This window comes from Acinetobacter sp. BZX-2 (assembly GCF_055179795.1).
This window is the reverse complement of the sequence record NZ_CM143686.1, coordinates 1,691,754-1,712,962: the sequence shown is the minus strand read 5'-3', so window position 1 is coordinate 1,712,962 and position 21,209 is coordinate 1,691,754. Positions and strand designations below refer to the sequence as shown.

Annotated in this window: 19 protein-coding genes; 9 read left to right on the top strand and 10 right to left on the bottom strand. The window is 38.4% G+C overall.

The window, feature by feature from the left end:
* Window positions 1-50: 50 nt before the first annotated feature.
* Window positions 51-1,076, bottom strand: coding sequence for a type I glyceraldehyde-3-phosphate dehydrogenase (locus ACY45D_RS08020; protein WP_463109458.1), 1,026 nt, complete (start codon window positions 1,074-1,076; stop codon window positions 51-53).
* A gap of 446 nt (window positions 1,077-1,522) precedes the next feature.
* On the opposite strand from ACY45D_RS08020, the gene alaS reads away from it, so the two are divergent.
* The 3 genes from alaS to csrA all read left to right on the top strand — a co-directional run bounded on the left by alaS (window position 1,523) and on the right by csrA (window position 6,050).
* Window positions 1,523-4,213, top strand: coding sequence for an alanine--tRNA ligase (gene alaS, locus ACY45D_RS08015; RefSeq protein ID WP_463109212.1), 2,691 nt, complete (start codon window positions 1,523-1,525; stop codon window positions 4,211-4,213).
* A 63-nt stretch (window positions 4,214-4,276) separates the two neighbouring features.
* Window positions 4,277-5,557 (top strand): aspartate kinase, encoded by a 1,281-nt coding sequence (locus ACY45D_RS08010; protein ID WP_463109211.1) that lies wholly within the window; start codon window positions 4,277-4,279, stop codon window positions 5,555-5,557.
* A gap of 238 nt (window positions 5,558-5,795) precedes the next feature.
* Window positions 5,796-6,050: a carbon storage regulator CsrA gene (gene csrA, locus ACY45D_RS08005; RefSeq protein ID WP_010111264.1), complete on the top strand. Its 255-nt coding sequence runs from the start codon at window positions 5,796-5,798 to the stop codon at window positions 6,048-6,050.
* Between the two features lie 74 nt (window positions 6,051-6,124).
* Here the strand turns inward: csrA and rnhB are convergent, their stop codons facing one another.
* The 3 genes from rnhB to ACY45D_RS07990 form a co-directional block, all read right to left on the bottom strand.
* Window positions 6,125-6,694 carry a ribonuclease HII gene (gene rnhB / locus ACY45D_RS08000; protein WP_463109210.1) on the bottom strand — a complete coding sequence of 190 codons (570 nt, stop codon included), beginning with the start codon at window positions 6,692-6,694 and terminating at the stop codon, window positions 6,125-6,127.
* 66 nt (window positions 6,695-6,760) lie between these two features.
* On the bottom strand, window positions 6,761-7,123 hold the full coding sequence (locus ACY45D_RS07995) for a hypothetical protein (protein ID WP_463109209.1): 363 nt from the start codon (window positions 7,121-7,123) through the stop codon (window positions 6,761-6,763).
* Window positions 7,124-7,261: 138 nt separating this feature from the next.
* Window positions 7,262-7,639: a hypothetical protein gene (locus ACY45D_RS07990; RefSeq protein ID WP_463109208.1), complete on the bottom strand. Its 378-nt coding sequence runs from the start codon at window positions 7,637-7,639 to the stop codon at window positions 7,262-7,264.
* A 244-nt stretch (window positions 7,640-7,883) separates the two neighbouring features.
* Here ACY45D_RS07990 and ACY45D_RS07985 point away from each other — a divergent pair, with 244 nt between their 5' ends.
* Complete coding sequence (locus ACY45D_RS07985) at window positions 7,884-8,438, top strand: cytochrome b (protein ID WP_463109207.1); 555 nt, start codon at window positions 7,884-7,886, stop codon at window positions 8,436-8,438.
* A gap of 181 nt (window positions 8,439-8,619) precedes the next feature.
* Here the strand turns inward: ACY45D_RS07985 and ACY45D_RS07980 are convergent, their stop codons facing one another.
* From ACY45D_RS07980 to ACY45D_RS07970, 3 genes are all read right to left on the bottom strand, one after another.
* A complete protein-coding gene (locus ACY45D_RS07980) occupies window positions 8,620-8,979 on the bottom strand; it encodes a hypothetical protein (protein ID WP_463109206.1) in 360 nt (119 codons plus the stop codon).
* 82 nt (window positions 8,980-9,061) lie between these two features.
* Window positions 9,062-10,063: an adenosine deaminase gene (locus ACY45D_RS07975; RefSeq protein WP_463109205.1), complete on the bottom strand. Its 1,002-nt coding sequence runs from the start codon at window positions 10,061-10,063 to the stop codon at window positions 9,062-9,064.
* Between the two features lie 133 nt (window positions 10,064-10,196).
* Entirely contained in the window at window positions 10,197-11,516 is a 1,320-nt protein-coding gene (locus tag ACY45D_RS07970; RefSeq protein WP_463109204.1) for an NCS2 family permease, read from the bottom strand.
* A gap of 448 nt (window positions 11,517-11,964) precedes the next feature.
* On the opposite strand from ACY45D_RS07970, the gene ACY45D_RS07965 reads away from it, so the two are divergent.
* Window positions 11,965-12,765 carry an undecaprenyl-diphosphate phosphatase gene (locus ACY45D_RS07965; RefSeq protein WP_463109203.1) on the top strand — a complete coding sequence of 267 codons (801 nt, stop codon included), beginning with the start codon at window positions 11,965-11,967 and terminating at the stop codon, window positions 12,763-12,765.
* 160 nt (window positions 12,766-12,925) lie between these two features.
* On the opposite strand, the gene ACY45D_RS07960 is transcribed toward ACY45D_RS07965, so the two are convergent.
* From ACY45D_RS07960 to ACY45D_RS07950, 3 genes are all read right to left on the bottom strand, one after another.
* Entirely contained in the window at window positions 12,926-14,173 is a 1,248-nt protein-coding gene (locus tag ACY45D_RS07960; RefSeq protein ID WP_463109202.1) for an OprD family outer membrane porin, read from the bottom strand.
* A gap of 137 nt (window positions 14,174-14,310) precedes the next feature.
* Entirely contained in the window at window positions 14,311-15,678 is a 1,368-nt protein-coding gene (locus tag ACY45D_RS07955; RefSeq protein ID WP_463109201.1) for an aromatic acid/H+ symport family MFS transporter, read from the bottom strand.
* 297 nt (window positions 15,679-15,975) lie between these two features.
* Entirely contained in the window at window positions 15,976-16,890 is a 915-nt protein-coding gene (locus ACY45D_RS07950; RefSeq protein WP_089604923.1) for a LysR family transcriptional regulator, read from the bottom strand.
* Between the two features lie 283 nt (window positions 16,891-17,173).
* On the opposite strand from ACY45D_RS07950, the gene catA reads away from it, so the two are divergent.
* The 4 genes from catA (at window position 17,174) to benC (ending at window position 21,206) form a co-directional block, all read left to right on the top strand.
* Window positions 17,174-18,094 (top strand): catechol 1,2-dioxygenase, encoded by a 921-nt coding sequence (gene catA, locus ACY45D_RS07945; protein WP_463109200.1) that lies wholly within the window; start codon window positions 17,174-17,176, stop codon window positions 18,092-18,094.
* Between the two features lie 85 nt (window positions 18,095-18,179).
* Window positions 18,180-19,562: a benzoate 1,2-dioxygenase large subunit gene (benA, locus tag ACY45D_RS07940; RefSeq protein ID WP_463109199.1), complete on the top strand. Its 1,383-nt coding sequence runs from the start codon at window positions 18,180-18,182 to the stop codon at window positions 19,560-19,562.
* 11 nt (window positions 19,563-19,573) lie between these two features.
* Window positions 19,574-20,083 (top strand): benzoate 1,2-dioxygenase small subunit, encoded by a 510-nt coding sequence (gene benB / locus ACY45D_RS07935; RefSeq protein WP_463109198.1) that lies wholly within the window; start codon window positions 19,574-19,576, stop codon window positions 20,081-20,083.
* 106 nt (window positions 20,084-20,189) lie between these two features.
* The gene (gene benC / locus ACY45D_RS07930) at window positions 20,190-21,206 is read left to right on the top strand and encodes a benzoate 1,2-dioxygenase electron transfer component BenC (protein ID WP_463109197.1); all 1,017 of its coding nucleotides are present in this window, start codon (window positions 20,190-20,192) and stop codon (window positions 21,204-21,206) included.
* Window positions 21,207-21,209: the final 3 nt, after the last annotated feature.

Sequence of the window (21,209 nt, the reverse complement as noted above, 5' to 3'; positions counted from 1 at the left end):
AACTAACGAATTCAAATTTAAACATAAATAACATTTTCAAGAACAAACTGTTATGCAGTGAACAACTCACATAGATCAAGCAAACGGTTTGCATAGCCCCATTCATTATCATACCAAGCAAATACTTTGGCTTGATTTCCAACAACCATTGTCTGGGTTAAATCAACAATTAGGGAATATGGTGAATGATTAAAATCACTAGAAACCAATGCTTCATCCGTCACTGACATAATTTCAGCATAATCATACTTAGCTGCTTGGATTAAAGTCTGATTAATTAAATGGTTAGTAATCGGTGATTTAGAAATAAAGGTTAAATCAATCGCAGCAACATTAATCGTCGGAACACGGATCGAGTAACCATCAATACGATTTTCCATCTTTGGCATCACTTGTTTCAAAGCACCCAGTGCAGAAGACGTGGTTGGAATAATATTCTGACCTGAAGCACGCGCACGACGTAGGTCACGATGTGCATGATCTAAAACCGATTGATCTGCTGTTACGGCATGAATTTCTGTCATTAAAGCGGTATCGATACCAAAAGCATCATCAATAATTTTAACCAAAGGAACAAGTGCTTGTGTGGTACATGACACACTGGAAATAATTTGATCGGTCTGTTTGAGTTCATGGTGATTTACACCATAAACAATTGCTGCATCGACTGTGTCAAAAGGTGCAGCACCGATAATGACGCGCTTCGCACCTGCTATAAGGTGTTGAGTTGCAGCCTCTCTTGAACGAAATAGTCCAGTACACTCCAAAACCACATCAATATTTAGATCTGCCCATGGCAAATGTGCAGGCGCTGCTTGTCTTAAAATTTGAACTTTAAGCTTGATTTGGCGTGCATCGATAGACATGTAAATATGTTCATTTTCCTGAACAATCTCTACAGCTCCATCAAAACGTCCATGCGTAGTATCGTATTTAAATAAATGGACTAAGGTTTCAACATCTGCAATATCATTGATCGCAACGATTTCAAAATGGAAGTTTTTCGGATTTTCAAACCAAGCTCGTAATACATTTCGCCCGATTCTACCGAATCCGTTAATCGCCACACGTTGCATCATTTATCCTTAAAGTTGAAACAATAGATTTCAGATTGATATGTTATCGGATTTCTAAGCTGTACGGCGAATATTTATCAAAAAATTAACAGTAAATATTTGTTTTTGAATGATGCTTAATTTATACAAGATTCGATCAGCAATTATGCGAATACGACCTATAAACTATGATGGTTTTTCTTTTAATATTGATTCAGTTTAATCTTTGAAATCAGATTGTAATGACAAAACACCGATCATTTCAAAATATCGAGTCTAAGCCTAAGTTTCAATGAAATTTAAATTACATAGAAAACCAATAATTCACCTTAAAATCATTGGTGGAGTTACTATTTTCCGTTATACTTTGGCGTTTTAAAAAATTAAGCCTGTGTGAACACTGAGCATATAAATCAGACTCAGCAACACACTTTTAGCCAATATGAAAATTAAGGAGTGACTTGGTTGTGAGTACTCGTATTATGACAACTGCTGAAATACGTGAAGCTTTTTTGCGTTACTTTGAATCGCAAGGACATACACGTGTCGCGTCGAGTTCACTTGTACCCGCCAACGATCCTACTCTACTCTTTGCCAATGCGGGAATGAACCAATTTAAAGATTGTTTTCTTGGCTTAGAAAAACGTGACTATGTTCGTGCAACATCTTCACAAAAGGTTGTACGTGCAGGTGGTAAACACAACGATTTAGATAACGTAGGTTATACCGCACGTCACCATACATTCTTTGAAATGTTAGGTAACTTCTCTTTTGGTGATTACTTCAAACGTGATGCAATTAAATTTGCTTGGGAATTCCTAACTGCTGATGAATGGTTAGCGCTTCCTAAAGATAAGTTATATGCCACTGTTTATCATACAGATGATGAAGCTTTTGACATTTGGAACAAAGACGTTGGTCTAGATGCAAGTCATATTATCCGTATTGGTGATAAAGGCGAGAAATACGAATCAGATAACTTCTGGACGATGGGTGACACAGGCCCTTGTGGGCCTTGTTCAGAAATCTTCTTTGACCATGGCGACCACATTTGGGGTGGTTTACCGGGTACACCTGAAGAAGATGGCGACCGTTTTATCGAGATCTGGAATAACGTTTTCATGCAGTTCAACCGTACTGCTGATGGTGTGCTTCATGCATTGCCAGCTCCTTCTGTAGATACAGGTATGGGCTTAGAACGTATTTCTGCTGTCATGCAGCATGTTAATTCAAATTACGACATTGACCTGTTCCAACACTTACTCAAATCTGCTGCTGAAATTATCGGTGTAGATATGAGTCAAGCAGAAGCGGATGCTCAAGCCAATAACAAAGCGATTGAATACCCTGCTTCACTTAAAGTCGTTGCTGACCATGCTCGTTCATGCTGCTTCTTGATTGCGGATGGCGTAAACCCATCGAATGAAGGTCGTGGCTATGTGTTACGTCGTATCATTCGTCGTGCAGTTCGTCATGGCAATAAAATGGGCGCAACAGGCACATTCTTCTACAAAATGTTGCAACCATTAATCGATGTTATGAGTCAAGCTTATCCTGAATTGATTGAACGTCGTCAGGTGATTGAAAATGCTTTAATTCGTGAAGAAGAACTATTTGCTAAAACACTAGAGCAAGGTTTGAAATTGCTTGAAGGCGAATTAGCGAACTTGAAAGGCAAAATCATTCCAGGTGAAACAGTCTTTAAACTTTATGATACTTATGGTTTCCCAACTGATTTAACGGCTGATATTGCACGTGAACGTGAATTAGAAATTGACGAAGCTGGTTTCGAAGTTGAAATGGCTGCTCAACGTCAACGTGCACGTGATGCGGGTAAATTTGCTGTTGACTACAACAGTATCGTCAAAGTTGATGGCGAAACTCAATTTGATGGCTATGCAGCAACTCAAGGTCAAGGTCAAATTGTTGCGATTTATAAAGATGGCGAACAAGTTGACGAAGTCGTTGAAGGCGATGAAGCACTGATTGTATTAAACCAAACCCCTTTCTATGCTGAAAGCGGTGGTCAAATCGGTGATACAGGTATTTTCAAAAACGATACAGGTATTTTTGAAGTTCAAGATACTAAAAAATCTGGTGGTGCTTTTGTACACCAAGGTATCGTGACAATGGGTAGCTTAAAAGCGACTCAAAGCGTTGAAGCGATTGTTAAAGCTGATTTGCGTGAAGCAACTGCACGTAACCACTCGGCTACTCACCTTTTACATGCAGCTTTACGTCAAGTATTAGGCGAACATGTACAACAAAAAGGTTCATTGGTTGCTTCAGACATTTTACGTTTTGACTTTGCCAATGACCAGCCTGTGACTTTCGAACAGTTGCAACGTGTTGAGCGTATTGTGAATGGCGAAGTGATTGCCAATACAGCTGTTTCTACTGAACTCTTAGACATCGAAGCTGCAAAAGCAAAAGGTGCAATGATGCTGTTTGGTGAAAAGTACGGTGACGAAGTTCGTGTATTGTCTATGGGTTCACTCAAAGATGAGAAAAACTTCTCTATCGAGCTTTGTGGCGGTATCCATGTAAAACGCACGGGTGATATTGGTCTATTCAAAATTACTTCTGAAGGTGGTGTTGCGGCTGGTGTACGTCGTATCGAAGCCGTTACGGGTATAAAAGCACTCGAAGTGGTTCAAAAAGTTGATGCTGATATCCTTCATATCAATGATTTATTGAAAGCTCAAAAAGACCAAACAGTTGAAAAAGTAGAAGCAACTATTGAAACTTCACATCAATTGCAAAAACAAATTGAGCAATTAAATCAAAAATTGGCGAACTTCCAAGCGAACGACTTAATGGGTCAAGTTCAGGATGTTGCAGGTCGCCAAACGCTTATTGCCACAGTTCAAGGACAAGATGCGAAATCCGTTCGTCATCTTCATGACAGTGTCAAATCTAAATTAGAAAATGCAGTCATCGTACTTGCAGGTGTGGATGGTGACAAAGTCAGCTTAATCGCATCTGTAGCAAAAGACTTTACTGCAAATCTAAAGGCGGGTGACATCATCAAACACTTAGCGACAGAGCTAGGTGGTAAAGGTGGTGGCAAACCTGACTTAGCACAAGGTGGCGCGCCACTAAACGAGAAGTTTGATCAAGTTATGGCAGATTTAACTGCTTGGCTTGCTCAAAAATAATACTTCACCTTTTGTGTAACTGACCCTAATGCCAATTAGGGTCATGGCTTATATGGAACAACTATGGCATTAATCGTTCAAAAATATGGCGGTACCTCAATGGGTACTCCCGAGCGCATTTTAAATGTTGCTCGTCGTGTAAAGCGTTGGCATGACCACGGCCACAAGGTTGTAGTGGTTGTATCAGCAATGAGTGGTGAAACCAACCGCTTATTGGCTTTAGCGAAAGCCATTACCGAAACTCCTGATCCTCGTGAATTAGACCAAATGGTGTCTACCGGTGAACAGGTAACGATTTCAATGTTAGCAATGGCGCTTAACTCGATTGGTGTTGAAGCAAAATCTCTAACAGGTCGCCAAGTGGGTATCAAAACTGACAACTCATTTACCAAAGCGCGTATTGAATCTATTGATACTGATGTGATGACAGGTCATTTAGATGCTGGTCGTGTCATTGTTGTTGCAGGCTTCCAAGGCTTTGATGCTGATGGCAATACTACAACTTTAGGTCGTGGTGGTTCAGATACTTCAGGTGTCGCACTTGCAGCGGCACTTAAAGCGGATGAATGTCAGATTTATACCGATGTTGATGGCGTATATACCACTGACCCTCGTGTTGCACCTAAAGCGAGAAAAGTTGACCGCATTTCATTTGAAGAAATGCTTGAAATGGCATCTCTTGGTTCAAAGGTTTTACAAATTCGTTCAGTTGAATTTGCAGGAAAATACCAAGTGCCTTTACGCGTATTATCAAGTTTTGATAATGACAATGATGGCGCATTCGACGAACATTTCAAAAAAAATGTCGGAACACTAATCACTACAGAAGCGGAAGACAATATGGAACAGCCAATTATTTCAGGTATCGCATTTAACCGTGACGAAGCTAAATTAACAATTTTAGGTGTACCTGATGAACCAGGTATTGCTTCTAAAATCTTATCTCCGATCGGCGCAGCAAACGTCGAAGTCGATATGATTATCCAAAATGTTGAAGAAGATGGTACGACTGACTTCACGTTTACTGTAAACCGTGGTGAACTCAAAAAAGCGACAACAATTTTAGAAGAAACTGCGCGTGCTATTGGTGCACGTGAAGTAGCGACTCGCGATGATATTGTTAAAGTATCAATCGTAGGTGTAGGCATGCGTTCGCATGCGGGCGTTGCAAGTAAAATGTTTACAGCACTTGCAGATGAAGGCATCAACATTTTAATGATTTCAACTTCTGAAATTAAAATTTCAGTGATTATTGAAGAAAATTACTTAGAACTTGCTGTGCGTTCACTACACACTGCTTTCGGCTTAGACCGTGAACACGGGGAATCAAGTGCACATGCTTAATATTTAGTCTAAAAAATTAAGTATTTCGCTATTCCAAGTGATAAAAAACATGAGCCACTATAGTTTTTACTATAGTGGCTCTGTTATATTAGATTATGAGGTTTAAGAATAATTTTCAACAGAACGTGCAAAGTGAAAAATTTGTCACATTTTTCTGTTAAAATTGTCTCTGCTATCGAGGTTGTTTTTCGTATTTTGAAATTCATCGCAGGTTTAGCGTTTAAGCAAGGAGATAAACATGCTGATTCTGACCCGTCGTGTCGGAGAAACATTAATGATTGGGGATCAAGTCAGTGTAACTGTGCTTGGTGTCAAGGGCAATCAAGTGCGTATTGGTGTAAATGCACCAAAAGAAGTATCTGTTCATCGTGAAGAAATCTATCAAAGAATTCAACATGAACGTGCTATGCATGAACATCTTCAACACATCGATCAAGATTATCAGCCTTCTTTTGAAGATGATAATACAGTGCAAAACAACTATAATCGTTAAGGTTATAGTCTTTTTGCAAAATAAAGCGGCTCTTGAGGCCGCTTTAAATTTATATGAATTTCAATAAATAATCATCACTCTAAACCTAATGCCTTTTTGACTGGCGCATAACTACGACGATGCTGATCAATCACACCATGTTCTTCAATCGCTTCAAAATGTGCTTTGGTTGGGTATCCTTTATGTTTAGCAAATCCATATTGCGGGTATTTTAAATCTAAAGCCACCATTTCACGATCTCGTGTCACTTTTGCAAGAATACTGGCAGCACTAATTTCCGCATGTAATGCATCCCCTCCGACAACTGCATCGCAGCTCATCACGAGACCTTGTGGGACTTTATTACCATCCACTAAAACATGCTCAGGCTGAACTTTTAATTTTTCTACTGCACGGCGCATTGCCAATAAAGATGCTTGTAGAATATTGATTTCATCAATTTCTTCATGGCTGGCTTCTGCAATGGCCCAAGCCAAGGCTTTTTCTTGGATTTCAATAAACAGCTTTTCACGCTTTTTTTCAGTCAACTTTTTTGAATCGTTTAATCCTTGAATTGGATTATTTGGATCCAAAATTACAGCAGCAGCCACAACTGAGCCTACCAATGGGCCTCTACCTGCTTCATCTACACCAGCAATTAACATTTTCTACTCTCATAAAAAATGACTGATCAACAGTCATTTTAAAAGTTTAACAGCAATCTCTTGCGCTTAGTTTAACATTTCAGAAGCACAAACGGCTGTTGTTTTTGTTGTTGCCAAAGCGGTATAAGTTGCTTTTGCTTTCGGGTCAACTGCCGCCAATGCCAACTGCTCTTTAGATAACACCTTCGGTGAGTTTTCTCCTACGCAGTTGCATACTTGACGTTTTTTCTTATGCTTTTGATCTTCAGATAAAAGCTTACTACTCAATAGCCATGTTGGATTACTTTCAATTTCATCCATACATTTAGCATGCGAAGCCATCTTAATCACAGAAAATCCATCTGAGTCAGAACCAGACAAAGGATTGGATGCACACGCTGTAAGTATGACAGACCCAAACAAACTCAGAATTAATTTATCATTTTTCATACCAATGTCACCCATGTTGAAAATACACGATGCTTAAATTTTTATCGTTCAGATGAATATAAAAGATAAATTCAAGAAAGTACAAAAAATTCAGTAAGAGAAGCTCGGATTGCCCCAGCTTCTTGATTTCACAAAAACTTATTTGATCGCTTCAGCAACACATTGATTAATTGTTTTAGTTACAACATTTGAAACAATCGTTGCACGTGCTTGTGGATCTATCGCTGCTGTAGCCAAATCAACCGCTGTTACACTTTGAGGTGCTTTCTCACTCACACAACCGCAAATTTGACCCTGAACATTGGTTTTCTGTTCATCTGTCATCACACGGGTCGCCGTTTTCCAAGCAGGAAGGCTGTTTAATTCAGTTGTACATTTTGCATTGATCGCAACTTTGATCGCAACCATACCCAATTGCTGAGTTGTGGTACTTGCAGCACTGCCTGTAGATTCTGTAGTTACACATGCTGTTAATGCTAAGCTGGTTAATGCAACGAGAGCAGCTAATTTTTTCACAATTATTCCTTTTCTTGAGATGAAGTTGCTGTATTTTGCCTAAACTCTCACGCAGTTTAAACCTAAATTTTCAGGAATCATGTAATCGTCACCTATTCAAGCAGACTTTGACTAATGATTCAGCATTTTTATGTTTATTAACACTTTGCGTTGCAAATATAAAACAATACGTTGAATTTTTAGCGATGATACAAGCTAAAAAAATCGATATGATATTGTTAATTATATTTAAGGTGTGCATAAAATGCCGCAAAAATCAAAATATTACACCAAAACTGCGCAGTGGCTTCATTGGGTTATGGCCATTATTTTCATTGCTGCGTGGCTGATCGGTTTTTATAGTGGAAACTTTTTAAGTTATGATGTCGATGGTAGCTTTAAAGGTGATGTGATTACCTTACATAAAAATATAGCCTCCGTAATTATCTTTTTAGTGATTATCCGTATTTTTTGGCGTTATACCCACCCTGCACCTGAATTACCAGAAACCATGTCACCGATGATGAAAACTTTGGCTCATTTAGGCCATTTAGGTTTATATTTCATGCTTTTGGCATTGCCTATTTCTGGGTGTTTATTCAGTTGGAGCGCAGGCCACCCTGTACCCGTTCTCTATTTATTTGAAATTCCAAGAATGATTCAAGATAATCCTGATTTAACAGATATTGTCAAACCCGTTCATATCTACCTCTCTTGGACTGCTGGCTTACTTTTAGTTGGGCACATTCTTGCAGCACTTAAACATCATTTTGTTGATAAAGATAATGTGCTTAGAAGCATGACTCGCCAATCTGATTGATTTATTCTGAAAAATTCATATTGCATATTTCCTCTTCGTTGAGGAAATATGCAAATTTTTTAGCTTAGAAATTCTTTTTAGCAAAAAACATAGTAAAACTAAAAATGAATAATACATCACCCATTCAGATGTTCATATTTATTGATTTCTATTTAAGATACTATTCTCAAATCCATTCACATTATTTCAATACTTCTTTTACACAGCCTTTTAAACTATTCATAAGTGCCTGCTGTACTAATTTTTTCTTCGCATTTTCATTGACTGTCGCCATCAGTAAATCTTGAGTAGGCACATCGTTTAATGCATTTTCACTGACACATTCACAAACTTTTTCTTGTGCATGCTTTTGTTGATCCGCCGTTAAAAATAAAGAAGAAACCTGCCACAACTTGGAAGCTTTCAATTCATTCCCACACTGCAACGCAATCCATGGTTTCAGTATTCTTTGTACCGTGGATTGTTTTTGATTTCCTGTATAAGCGAATATCACAATACCTATGATCAACAGTACGAGAAGTAAAATCAGTAAGCTTTTCAATGTATTTTCCTCATAAAAAAAGCAGTGTACGAAACACTGCTTTATCTTTGCTACTTTAGAATAACTGAGAATAAATCGTCATTTAAACCAATGCATCGATTTGATTGTTCCATTTTTGCTTTTCTTCATCTGAAATGAATGAAGCTTCAAATGAATTTTTAGCCAACTGTTTTAACTCATCATTGTTTAAATCAAGTGCTTCAGCGATTGCAAAGAAATTATCATTCATATAACCACCAAAATATGATGGATCATCTGAATTTACTGTCACATGTACGCCCTGCTTTAATAATCTATGAATGTTGTGTTGTGCCATATCATCAACTACACACAATTTAAGATTGCTCAGTGGACACACTGTCAAAGGCATTTTCTCAGCAATTAAGCGTTGCATAAGTTGAGGATCTTCTTCTGAACGTACACCGTGGTCAATACGATTTACTTTCAATAAATCCAAAGCTTCCCACACATATTCAGCCGGACCTTCTTCACCCGCATGTGCAACCACTAGAAAACCCGCCTCACGTGCTTTGGCAAAAACACGTTCGAATTTAGCTGGAGGATGTCCGACTTCACTTGAATCAAGTCCGATGCCAATAATTTGATCTTTAAATGGCAAAGCGTGTTCTAAGGTTTCAAATGCTGCTTCTTCACTTAAATGACGTAAGAAACACATAATCAAACGTGAAGAAATGCCCAATTTTGTCTGAGCATCATCACATGCACGCTGCAGACCATTCATCACCGTTGCAAATGCAACGCCACGATCTGTATGGGTTTGTGGGTCGAAGAACATTTCGGTATGCACAACTTTATCTTCAGCACACTTCTCAAAATATGCCCAAGCCAAGTCATAAAAGTCTTGTTCATGTACAAGAACGTTAGCGCCTGCATAATAAATATCAAGAAAAGACTGTAAGTTATGGAAGTTATACGCTTGTTTCACTTCTTCTACAGATTTGTATGGAATATCAATCTGGTTACGTTGAGCAATGGCAAACATGAGTTCTGGCTCAAACGTTCCTTCAATATGCACATGCAATTCTGCTTTTGGTAAAGCACGTATGAGTTCATTTCTATTCATGTTCTATCCTCAAAAATCTAAAACCAAAAAGTTATTTATCTGTTCAATAACTTTATTCAAACTAAAATTCTTTCATCATCTTAAACAAAAAAGGGTGCAAACTGAGTTTACACCCTTTCATAGATTGGAGAAATTATCCACCAAATGCGATAAATTTAATCACCCAAAGCAAGGCAATAATCCAAACCATATACGGAACGGTCTTCGCTTTACCCGTAAATAATTTGATCACTGCATAGCTAATAAAGCCCATTGCGATACCATCTGCAATTGAATAGGTAAATGGCATGAATACAATGGTTAAGAATGCAGGAACAGCTTCTGTGATGTCATCCCAATCAATATTGGTAATACCTTGAATCATCAACACACCAACGAACAACAATGCTGGAGCAGTTGCAAAACCAGGAACCGACTGTGCCAATGGAGCAAGGAATAAACATGCAATAAATAAGACACCAACAACAACTGCTGTTAAACCTGTACGACCACCAGCAGCAACACCAGCTGAAGATTCAATATAAGGCGTCGTTGAAGATGTACCTAAAGCAGCACCTGCAACAATCGCAGTTGAGTCAGCGAATAAGGCTTTTTTCAAACGTGGTAATTTGCCATCTTTCAATAAGCCTGCACGATGTGAAACACCAACAAGCGTACCTGTAGAGTCGAATAAATCGACAAGGAAGAAGACAAAAATCACACCAACCAAACTTGCTGTAAACAAACCCTCAAAGTTCATTTGTAGGAAAGTTGGAGCAATTGATGGAATCGTACCGACTACACCTTTAAATTCGTTTAAACCCATTGCTGTTGCAATACCAGTGATCACTAGAATACTGATAATAATGGCACCACGAATTTTAAAATGATGCATCACAACAATCATTGTAAAACCGAGTAAAGTCAATAAAACAGTCGGTTGTTTCAAATCCCCCAAACCCACTAAAGTGGCTTGATTTGCAACAATAATACCTGAATTTTTCAAGGCAATAAGCGCAAGGAATAAACCAATTCCGCCACCGATTGCAAATTTCAAAGACATTGGAATCGCATTGACAATCGCTTCACGGATCTTAAACATACTGATCGCGATGAACACCAAACCTGAAACAAAGACAGCAGCCAATGCAGTTTGCCAAGGAACGCCCATACCCAAACATACAGAATAAGTAAAATAAGCGTTTAAACCCATACCTGGTGCAAGTGCAATAGGATAATTTGCGATAATTCCCATCACAAAACAACCGATTGCAGCAGCCAAACACGTTGCTACAAATACAGCACCATGATCCATTCCTGTTTCAGATAAGATCAAAGGGTTTACAATAATGATGTAACACATCGTTAAAAATGTCGTTAAACCCGCAAGTATTTCGGTTCTAAACGTTGTTTTGTTCTCGCTTAATTTAAATAAGCGTTCAAGCAAACCCGCTGAAGGATTTGGATTTGTCATTGCTGAGCCCCTATCGAGTTTGAGCTATTCGTTGATAAAATCTAGTTCATTTAAAAAATGATGCACGTCCAAATTTAGCGTGAACAAAACATTCAATAAACGTACCAAAATAACATTTTCGATAAAAAACGATTTGAATTAAAAAAGCTGCGGTTAGGCAGCTTTTATATAAGAACGCTTTAATTACGGTCTTAATCGATTACATATTACAAATTATAACATACTGTTGAGTTAATTTTACCAATCTGATCATGCTACTTATCGAGTTACTTTGAACGTGAAAGATCAAAAAATACATGAATCAATTTTATACTGATTATAAGGCACAAATATCAACACAATTGCTTGCCTATAAATAAACGTAAAAAATTACAATTTTCTATTTCTCAAAGTGCTGAAATACATTGAAAATGATTCAATTTTTTAAAACCAGTCATTATTTAAATTTATGGAAAATTTTGAGCTTCTTAAAGCCTTATTTTTGGGTTTAATCGAAGGATTAACTGAGTTCCTCCCGATTTCAAGTACAGGACACTTAATTCTTTTTGGACATTTAATCGATTTCCACTCAGATGCTGGTCGCGTTTTTGAAGTGGTGATCCAACTTGGCGCAATTCTAGCCGTCTGTTGGTTATATCGACAAAAGATTGTAGAACTCGTTAAAGGCTTTTTCTCTGGAGATATGCATGCGCGACGCTTTGCAATCAATGTGCTGATTGCTTTTATTCCAGCCGTTGTTATTGGTGTGCTCGCTGTCGATTTTATTAAACAAGTATTGTTTAGCCCGCTTGTTGTCGCCTGCGCTCTGATTATTGGTGGATTAATTATTTTTGCTGTTGAAGCAAGAAAGTTTGAACCTAAAACCATTGAAGCAACTGATATTACGATTAAACAAGCGATCATTGTCGGATTTGCACAATGCGTAGCGATGATCCCAGGAACTTCTCGTTCAGGTGCAACCATTATCGGGGGAATGTTAGCAGGCTTATCTCGTAAAGCTGCAACGGAATTTTCTTTCTTCCTCGCAATGCCAACTATGCTTGGTGCTGCAACTTATGACTTGATTCGTAATGCAGATGTACTTACTTCTGACAATTTAGTCAATATTTCGGTTGGTTTTGTTGCTGCATTTATTGCTGCACTATTGGTCGTTAAAGCACTGGTTAAGTTTGTTGAAAGACATACCCTAAAAGTCTTTGCGTGGTACCGTGTTGTATTAGGTGTCATTTTACTCATCGTATTCTTATAAATTAGATACCTTATAAAATGCACAACCCCTGATTTTTTAAAATTCAGGGGTTTTTTCTTGGAAAATATAAGGTTATTTGTCTAAAGCGTCATCAAAACCTGATGTGTTGATTGGCTAGCGAAAAATATTAGCGATCAATCAAAGTTCCTTTCTTGAATCATCAAAACTTCTTGGTGTAGGTCGTTAAGATACGATTTTCTTGAAATGAATTTCCATGATCAATATCATAGTTGATGTATAACCATTGAAATGCTAAACCTTTTAATGATGGATTTTGGAATTGATATGCAAGAATCAAATTCAACTCTGACTCTTTATTGTCTCGACCTTGTGCATCTTTAAAATCATAACCATACGCATATTTTGCCAAGGCATTTAAACCAGGAACATAATTTTTAAAATCATAACCATAGACGGCATGGATAGATTTTTCATCTTTCTTAAAGAAACCCGTTGCATTCCAGTTAATAAAATACAACTCTGGTAAAAATCCATCTGGCAGCGGATAAGCTGTATCACCAGAAATTTGTTGATAACCCAATGCTGCATTGTGATTTCCGACAGATATTTTCTCTAATACCCCAAAATTATGGTTATCAATCTCTCCTGCTTTTGCGTCACCAGAATCTGCAGATCTGAAATATTTCAATCGGGTCTGAGATTTTAAATACTGATTTTTCCATGAATATTCTAAGCCAACATAGTGCTTATCGTATAAATCTTCTAAATCGCCATAATAATATTCAGCTTTTAAATTTGGCGTAACATCATATTTAAGATCGATATAATTTAAACCATCCGATTCATGTTTTTGTCCTTTTACCGTATAGGAGAAACGATGAAATCCTTCTTGATAACGTGGCGAAACTTGTTCAACTCGCCCTAGTTCAAGTTTAAATTGATCTGTGATTTTAGATTGAAGTTGACCGCCCCAGTATGAGCTTAATAATTGGCGACTCGCATCTACAGAAGTAATCGGTAAATCCAGCCAAAGCTCACCCACTTTTAATTCAGTTTGATCATAACGTGCTTTAAACGTTGCACCATATTTAAAAAAGTTACGATCCTGAGTTTGTGTGTTTTTATCAAAAGGCAAAATGGTATCATCAACATGACGATCTTCACTTAAACGATATGCATATTGCAAAGAAGCATCTAAACCTAATTCAATCGGCTTATCGGCAACTTCCAAAACTGTTGGAATATATTTTGAATTATAAAAACCTGAAATCCCTTGTGACCAACTACCCGGATCTTTTAAATCATCACGATCAAAATTACGCTCAATAAATGCATTTTTTAAGACTAGTTTAAACTGATTGTCATTGGCAGTTTCAGCATGACTCAAACTCGCCACACAAAGCTGACCAATTAAAATAGAAAGTAGTGTTTTTACAGTGGTTTGCATAATTAATCCTTTTAGAGTTGTATCGATATTCCTAAATTTGATACAAGCGAGTCCTCACTCAGAAGATATACACATACCTTCTGATTCGTTTTTAAATGTGAGTGTTGTTGAATATTGTGATGTAAGAATTCAGTCAGTTATTGCGCTTTTACTGCTGAATTTTTAACAAAATCGTTCGATTGCTTTGCTCTGCTTTCTGTCGAAACTTTCAGATTCACCATGAATATTGCCAATGCAGCGATAACACCTGGAATTGCGATGATCATGAAGTTCAGTTGGTGTGGAAGTTGGAGTGTGAGTAACGCACCTGTTAAAACTGGCCCTACAATTGCACCGATTCGACCAATCCCAGATGCCCAACCCATACCTGTAGAGCGAACCGCAGCTGGGTAGAATTGCGCAACAAAAGTATAAAGTAAGATTTGTGAACCGATGGTTGCCGCACCTGCGATAGCAATTAGGCTATATAGAAGAACTTGATGACTCTTGAACCCAAGTGAGATCAATGCTGCTGCACCCACAGTAAACATAACAATCAATACAGGTTTAAGATGGAAACGATCCGCTAAAACACCACCACCAATTGCACCAACCATACCGCCAATATTGAGCGCGAATAAGAACAACATACTTGCACCAAGTGAGTAACCTGCTTGAATCATCAGTTTTGGCAACCAGCTACCAAGTGCATATACCATCAGTAAGCACATGAAGAACGCGACCCAAAACATAATCGTACTGGTCGCGCGCCCTTGTTGAAACAAGGCTTTCAGTGGTGCTTCATCACCCGTTGTCGACTCATTTAGAACAAATTCAGTTTCTGGTGTAATTGCTTGCTGTGGCGCAATCTTTTTCACAATTTGAGCAACTTTTTCAGATTCACCTTTTTTAGTTAGGAACATTAAAGATTCTGGTAAATATTTCCAAATCAAAGGTAGGCAAAGTAATGGTAAGCCTGCGATATAGAACATGATTTTCCAACCATAGTCGGCAACTAACCATGCACCAAGCAATGCGGAGGTCATTCCACCAATCGCATAGCCACTAAACATCACAGCGACAAGTGTGCTACGAATACGTTTTGGAGCATATTCTGTCATCAACGCTACGACATTCGGCATCACGCCGCCAATCCCAAGCCCTGCAAGGAATCTTAAAATACCAAATTCAATTGGCGTCGTCGTAAATGAACCTAAGAATGTAAAACCACTAAAAATAGCCACACAGATCATAATGGTTTTCTTACGACCTAATTTATCTGAGAGTGTGCCAAAGCTCATTGCACCGAACATCATCCCAAACAGTGCCGTACTGGCCAATAATCCTGCTTGTACCGCAGTTAAACCCCACTCTTGCATCAACAAAGGGAGTGCTACACCGTAAATAACCAAGTCATAACCATCAAAAATAATGATCATCAAACACCACAACAAAACGCTCCAATGAAATGGTGTAAATTTAGCCTCATCCACAATGCTATTTATATTCAATTTATTCGTTTGCATATTCCAGCCTCCTGCTGTGAAACGTGATAAAATTTTCCAAACAATGAGGCAAGTGCTTTTTTTTGTCCAAAACCGATTACATATATATTCATACCTAAAAGGTCGGGTTAACAAAAACTATTGAATAAACAAGTGATTGAAGATGCTATTTACAAATATTTGATTTTGGTTTTTATAATTTTTTCTTTTAATTTTATTATTTTTAACTTCTATTTATATTTTTCAGACAAGCTTCAGAACAAATCTGATGATTTGCTCTGATTTATCAATACTTTATTATTCACATAATATATATAGCTATATATGATTTCGATCATACTGAAATCCCTCCAAATCATAAACCTGATAAATACAATCAAATAAAGAACGAATATTTTCACTTTCATCCATGCAACGGATAGCGAGAAAAATTGGGCTTTTTGCAGAACTGTCTAAGAGTGGAATATAGTTTAAATTGGGGAGTTGAATGGTTTTGGCACTTTCTGGAACAATACAAATCCCTTCACCAGCAGCGACTAAACCCAATGCAAGCTGAATTTCTCTGACTTCTTTTAAGTTTTTGGGATCTAAACCATGTTCAGAAAAAATATTTCGCACTTGTGTGGAAAAATTTGGTTTTGGATGGCTTGGGTAAAGGAATAAATTTTCATCCTCTATATCTGCCAAATATGTTCCTTTTAAATCTGAAGCTAAAGGATGACTGGTATGCACGGCGACCATTAAAGGTTCTTCACGTAATAATACACGTCTTACCGCTGGATCGGAAATTCGCAAACGTCCGAAACCCACATCAATCTTGCCTTCTTTTAAAGCTTGAATCTGATCTTTAGTACTCATTTCCACCAGCTCTATTTTTAGATGTGGTTGTTGTTGTCGAAACATATATACAATTTTAGGTAGCAATCCATAGAGTAAAGAACCAACAAAACCCATCGTTACTGTTTTTTCTATCAAGCCAATACGCTTGGTCATCGACTTGACCTCTTCCGCATTAGACAAAAGTTTAACAGCGTGTTGATAGAAGAATTGCCCCGCTTCTGTCGTTTTCAACGGACGACTGCCTCTTTCGAAAAGTGCAATTCCTAGTTCACTTTCAAGGTTTTGAATCTGTCTGCTCAATGGCGGCTGAGCAATAAAAAGTTTTTCCGCTGCTTTTGTGAAACTTTGTTCTTCAACAACAGCGACAAAATAGCGTAAATGTCTGAGTTCCATTTCAACTCCATACCTTTAAGATATAAAAAAATGCAAATTTGATCTTAGACAGCGATCATTCATTCTTTTAAGGTATATCAAAAGCAAGATGAAAATCAAGATTGCAAAACTTTTCAGTACGCAAGCGGGTTAAGTTAATCCAGTCAGTCAAATGAATAAGTAGTGCATATTCAACGTTGTAGATCTTGTTAAACAAAACATGGACAGTGGTCAGCAATAGCAGTAGGCAGCATTTCAATACTGCGAGTCACATGCCAAACCACTCATACTGAGGAGCAATAGTATGAACCGTCAAGAAATTGATGTTTTAGTTAAGCAAATGAACGTGGAAACGGCGACTGGTACTGTCAATCATCGTGTACAACAAATTATTGTTCGTTTGCTTGGTGATCTTTTTGAAGCCATTGAAGATTTAGATATTTCTCAGTCTGAGCTTTGGAAAGGTTTAGAATATTTTACCGATGCAGGACAAGCCAACGAACTTGGTCTTTTAGCTGCTGGCTTAGGTCTTGAACATTATCTAGATTTACGTGCTGATGAAGCAGATGCCAAAGCTGGAATCACTGGCGGTACACCACGTACCATCGAAGGCCCTTTATACGTTGCCGGCGCACCTGAATCTGTTGGTTTTGCACGTATGGATGATGGTTCTGAAACAGATAAAATCGATACATTATTCATTGAAGGTACGGTGACTGATAGTAATGGTAATATTATTGAAGGTGCCAAAGTTGAAGTTTGGCATGCCAACAGTTTAGGTAATTATTCTTTCTTTGATAAATCACAATCTGATTTTAATTTACGTCGCACAATTCTTTCTGATGCTAATGGTCAATACATTGCACAAACCACCATGCCTGTGGGTTATGGTTGCCCTCCTGAAGGTACAACGCAAACCGTGCTTAATTTATTAGGTCGTCACGGTAACCGTCCTTCTCACGTTCATTATTTCGTCTCCGCTCCAGGTTATCGCAAACTCACTACTCAATTTAATATTGAAGGCGATAAGTATCTTTGGGATGACTTTGCCTTTGCAACCCGTGATGGTCTGATTGCAACTGCTATAGATGTAACAGATGAAGCGGAAATTACTCGTCGTGGGCTAAACAAACCCTTTAAACACATCACTTTTAATGTTGAGCTGGTTCAAGAAAAAACTGAAACACCTTCAACAGAAGTCGATCGTCGTCGCGCTAGCGCATAACAAAAAGACCAAAATACTGACTTGGCTAAGATGTTCATCGCATTCGTCTTAGCAAGATCACTACACGGATAGTCGGAGAATAGACATGCCTCGTATTCCAGTCATTAACACCAGTCATCTTGATCGTATTGATGAACTTCTTGTAGACAATTATGAAACTGGCGAATTTAAATTACATCGCTCAGTATTTACAGACCAATCTTTATTTGACCTTGAATTGAAATATATTTTTGAAGGCAATTGGGTTTATTTAGCACACGAAAGTCAAATCCCAAACAATAATGATTACTACACCACCTACATGGGTCGTCAACCCATTTTAATTGCACGCAACCGTAATGGCGAATTAAATGCCATGATCAATGCTTGCTCACACCGTGGTGCGCAACTTTGTCGTTATAAACGTGGTAACAAAGCAACCTATACTTGCCCTTTCCATGGTTGGACATTTAATAACTCTGGAAAATTGCTCAAAGTAAAAGATCCAGCAGATGCAGGATATTCAGACTGCTTCAACAAAGAAGGTTCGCATGACCTGAAAAAAGTAGCACGTTTTGAAAGCTACAAAGGATTCTTATTTGGCAGCTTAAATCCAGACGTTCCAAGCTTAGAAGAGTTTTTAGGTGAAACAACCAAAATCATTGACATGATTGTTGATCAATCTGAGCAAGGTTTAGAAGTATTACGTGGCTCTTCTACTTACACTTTTGAAGGTAACTGGAAATTAACGGCTGAAAATGGGGCTGACGGCTATCACGTTTCCGCTGTGCATTGGAACTATGCTGCGACCACTCAACAACGTAAAGAAAAACAAGCGGCTGACAATGTCCGTGCCATGAGTGCAGGCTCTTGGGGCAAGCAAGGCGGTGGTTCATACGGTTTTGACAATGGTCACATGCTGCTTTGGACACAATGGGGCAATCCTGAAGATCGTCCGAACTTTTCTAAAGCGGATGAATATACTGAAAAATTCGGCGCACCTATGTCGAAATGGATGATTGAGCGTTCACGTAACCTATGTCTATATCCAAACGTATATTTGATGGATCAATTCGGTTCACAAATCCGTGTGGTGCGTCCAATCTCAGTCAATAAATCTGAAGTCACGATTTACTGTATCGCTCCTGTTGGTGAAGCACCAGAAGCTCGTGCACGTCGTATTCGTCAATATGAAGATTTCTTTAATGCCTCAGGTATGGCGACGCCTGATGATCTTGAAGAATTCCGTGCCTGCCAAGCAGGTTATGCAGGTATTGAATTGGAATGGAACGACATGTGTCGTGGCTCAAAACACTGGATTCAAGGGCCTGATGAAGCTGCCGATGAAATTGGTTTAAAACCAGCGATTAGCTGTATCAAAACAGAAGATGAAGGACTTTATCTTGCACAACATCAATATTGGTTAAAAACCATGAAACAAGCCATTGAAGCAGAAAAAGAGCTAGCTGGTTTGGATGTGGTGGATTAAGGAGAAACAAGATGAATGCGACTACAACAATAGATAAAGCAAGTATCGAAAATATCAGCCAATTTCTTTACCGTGAAGCACGTTTTTTAGACGACGAACACTGGGATGAATGGTTAGCTTGCTATGCACCCAGTGCTTCATTTTGGATGCCTGCATGGGATGACGACGACAAACTGACAGAAGACCCTCAGTCTGAAATTTCCTTGATTTATTATCCAGATCGTCAAGGACTTGAAGACCGTGTATTCCGTATCAAAACTGAACGCTCTTCTGCAACCATGCCTGATACACGTACCAGTCATAACATTGCCAATGTTGAAGTGATTGCACGTGAGGGTGACAAAGTCACCGTACGCTTTAATTGGAATACGCTCAGTTTCCGTTATAAAACCAATTATAGCTATTTTGGTATGTCTCGTTATGAAATTGATTTTTCAGGCGAACAACCACAGATTTTAAGCAAATATGTCGTGCTTAAAAATGATTATATCAACCAAGTAATTGATATCTATCACCTCTAAGACTCCCTATTGTCAATATTTTCAATAGACAGCAAGGTCAGCCGTTCAAGTATAAGGAGATTTGATTGAACGGCAAAAGATTCATATAGTTTAAAAGGATTCTGCCATGTCAAACCATAATGTTGCACTTCAATTTGAAGATGGCGTAACTCGCTTCATTTCTGTTGTACAAGATGAAACGCTTTCTGATGCTGCATACCGTCAAAAAATTAATATTCCTTTAGATTGCCGTGATGGTGCATGTGGTACCTGCCGTGCATTCTGTGAGTCTGGCACCTATGACATGCCTGAAGAAAATTACATTGAAGATGCCTTGACACCTGAAGAAGCTGAACAAGGTTATATTTTGGCATGCCAATGTAAACCAACTTCAGATGCTGTCTTTAAAATCGCAGCGTCTTCTGAGGTATGTAAAACTGAAATTCATCAATTCCAAGGTACGCTTTCACGTGTTGAAAACCTATCTGATTCAACCATTACTTTTGATATACAGCTCGATGAAGGTCAACCTGACATTCACTTCCTTGCTGGACAATATGTCAATGTTGGCATTCCCGGAACCACTGAAACACGTTCATATTCATTTAGTTCAAAACCAGGCAATCGCTTAACAGGTTTTGTGGTACGTAATGTGCCGAATGGAAAAATGAGTGAATTTCTCAGTAAAGACGTCAAAGCTGGCGATAAAATGACGTTTACAGGGCCTTTTGGAAGTTTCTACTTACGTGATGTCACCCGCCCTGTGTTGATGCTCGCTGGTGGAACAGGTATTGCCCCATTCATGTCGATGTTGCAAGTGCTTGAAGAAAAACATTCAGAGCAACCTGTTCGTTTGGTTTTTGGCGTAACAAATGACTTCGACCTAGTCGCAATTGAAAAGTTAAATGAATTACAAGAAAAACATGCTTGGTTTGAATACCGTACCGTTGTGGCACATGCAGACAGTCAACATGAACGTAAAGGTTATGTGACCAGTCATGTTGAAAATGATTGGTTAAATCAAGGTGATGTCGATATTTACCTATGCGGTCCAGTTCCAATGGTCGAAGCTGTACGTGGTTGGTTAGATACGGAAGGCATTAAACCAAAGAACTTTTTATTCGAAAAATTCTCTGCCAATTAATAA